Below are 2,599 nucleotides of genomic sequence, written 5' to 3' on the forward strand. Positions count from 1 at the left end.
AATGTCACCCGCTCCCGCCTCGGACGCCTCACCCGCCAGGGCTTCCTCACCCAACCCGGACGAGGCATCTACCAGAAACGGACTTAACGTCCTCTAAGAGGTCCTAACAACGGCGTTGGACGTGCCGGTGGGCGATCAGGCAGGTGGCGAGGCCGAGGAAGGCCTCGTGGATGTCGTCGCGTCGTTCCCAGCGGATGCGCAGGCGGCGGAAGCCGTGGAGCCATGCGATGGTGCGCTCGACGACCCAACCGTGGGCACCCCGGTTGGGACCGTGGGGCACACCTCGCACCCGTCCTCCACTGGCGCGCCTTGGACGCCCCCGGCGGCCGCTCCTTCGGCGCTACCCCGCCCACGGACGACGAACTCGCCGACACCGAAGCCGCCATCCGCCTCCCTACGGACACCCTCACCCGCACCAGCCACAACTGACCAACCGCAGCCCGCGCCGGCAACCAGGCACCCCTGCGCCGCGCGGAACACGGAAGACTCGCGCGCCGGCTATCGGGCGCCGCGGCCGCCGGGGCACGCGACCGCCCGCACCGGCGGTGCACAACGCAAATGCGCGCGACGGCCCGGTGAACGACGCCGACCGGCACACCGGGCGCCAGCACCACCCGGTTCCTTCTGGCGTGCGACCGGCCCGGACCGGCGGCAGGTGTCGCCGCCGCTCAGGGCCGGTCGTCATGGTGGCCACACAACCGGGCCAGCGCCGTGTAGGAGCCCAGCATCCGCTCCGCATCCGCCACCCGCGCCGCCTCCGTCCGAGCCGCTCCGGTGCGCAGCGCCACGGCCGCGGCCTGGCACTCGGCCAGCAGCTGCGCCCCGGCGCGGCCCCGATGGGCCTGCCATGGCGGCGGTCGTCACCGGCGCGGGCATCCGCGCGCCGACCGCCCACCGGTACGCCTCCAGCAGTCCCTGCTCGTACTCGGTGAACGGCCGGCACCGCGCGTCGAGCCCCTCCAGGGCGGCGAACACCTCCTGCGCCGACCGCACCCCCACCACCGCCGTGTTCTCCTCCGTCATGCTCCCGACGCTAGGAGCGGCCGCGACCACACGCCCCCGCACGACTACCGTCCGAAGGACAGGCCTCGGACGCGAGGCCGGCAGAGCAGCGCGGGAGGCCGGACGGTCAGACGGCGGTGGCCAGGTCCGGCCATCGGTCGGAAAGCCGTCCGGCGCGGGTGCGGCCCCGGGGCCGCGGCGGCCGGCGCAGTACCGGCGGGCCGTGGGCGGGGCGGCCGGGCGGAGACGGCAGGCGGCCCGCGCGTGGGTTGCGCGGGCCGCCTGCTGCGGCGTTCGTCGGCCGTTGTCCGGAGTGCTACACGTGGGCGCGGTGGCGGCTGTAGTGGGTGATCTCCAGCACGGTGAGCCCCCAGAACAGTGCGGACATGCCGGCCACTGACTTTCGTCGCGATGCCGGACGAACCAGCGCCGAGCCAGCACACTGAGCGCCGACGCGTTCCCGATCAACAGCCGGCGAAGTGCAGGTCCGCTCGTGGAGCCGGCCCGGCAGGATGCCCGGGTGGAGATTCGAGCACCTGCGCTCTCACGGCAGTGTCCACCGCGTGCTACACGGGGCGAAGAACGGGGTCGATCTCGGCCAGGATTTCGTGCAGCTGACGAGCCCCCAGGGAAACGCGGTCGTCAGTGTCCCGCAGCATCTCCTCGCACAGCTGCATCGCGTTGTCCCGGTCCTCGGAGAAGATGCTGAACACATCGAGGACTGCGGTGTGGATCCAATCGCTGTGATTGGAGTCGGCAACTGCCAGTGCGGAGGCGACTACTGCCAGCCCAATCCTGTCCTTTCGCCGAAGCACGGCTTCCGCGGTCACCCGGGTGACGAAGGTGTCACCGGGGTCGAGCACGAGCTCCAGCAATGGCCCGAGGGCCTCCTGCATCTCGGCGAAGCCTGCCAGGCCGTGACCGGCATCCGCCCGGTCACGGTAGTCGTGGCTTCGTCCGAGCTCGCGGAGCGCCAGGACAGCTGCACGCCGCCGGTCTCTGTCCACCTGCTTTCCCACCCCTCCCGCGATTGTCAAAGTACCACCGAGACGCCCTGCAGATGATCGCCCGGACCGGCCCAAGGTCGTTCCGGCGGATCAAGGCGTCATAGGCTCCAAGACATGCACAGCACCTTGACGGAGCACGCGCGCTGTCTCTACGGGAACGAGTTCGGACCGACACCTGAGTGCGTCCTCGACCACCGGGAGCACTACTTCGTCGAGGAACTGACTTTCGCTGACGCGGATTCGATCCTCGCCATGCTCCGGGAGCTCTGCCCGCACGTGGTCGATGGTCGTCTGCCGGTCTGGGTCCGCAACCTGTCCTACCGGTTGGTGCTCCTGCAGCGACCTGATGAGCCAGCGCTGATGCGCCAGGCTGCCGAGAACTTGTGGCTGCATGGACCGACTGGGATCGCATCGCGGCGGACCTGACGAGGCGGGCAGACGCCATGGAGGCCGACTGAGTTGGGACGCCGTGTTCATGGCGCGCGCTCGGGCCACGTCAGAGGACGTTAAGTCCGTTTCTGGTAGATGCCTCGTCCGGGTTGGGTGAGGAAGCCCTGGCGGGTGAGGCGTCCGAGGCGGGAGCGGGTGAC

Annotated in this window: 2 protein-coding genes and 1 pseudogene; 1 reads left to right on the forward strand and 2 read right to left on the reverse strand. The window is 70.6% G+C overall.

Annotation, left to right across the window (positions count from 1 at the left end):
* Window positions 1-103 precede the first annotated feature (103 nt).
* A pseudogene (locus ACZ52R_RS43400) lies at window positions 104-286 on the reverse strand (transposase); the annotation flags it as partial.
* A 1,282-nt stretch (window positions 287-1,568) separates the two neighbouring features.
* Window positions 1,569-2,021 (reverse strand): hypothetical protein, encoded by a 453-nt coding sequence (locus tag ACZ52R_RS43405; protein WP_465755569.1) that lies wholly within the window; start codon window positions 2,019-2,021, stop codon window positions 1,569-1,571.
* A gap of 102 nt (window positions 2,022-2,123) precedes the next feature.
* On the opposite strand from ACZ52R_RS43405, the gene ACZ52R_RS43410 reads away from it, so the two are divergent.
* A complete protein-coding gene (locus ACZ52R_RS43410; protein ID WP_465625117.1) occupies window positions 2,124-2,435 on the forward strand; it encodes a hypothetical protein in 312 nt (103 codons plus the stop codon).
* The last annotated feature ends 164 nt before the right edge of the window (window positions 2,436-2,599 follow it).

This window comes from Kitasatospora sp. NPDC034023 (genome assembly GCF_055575795.1).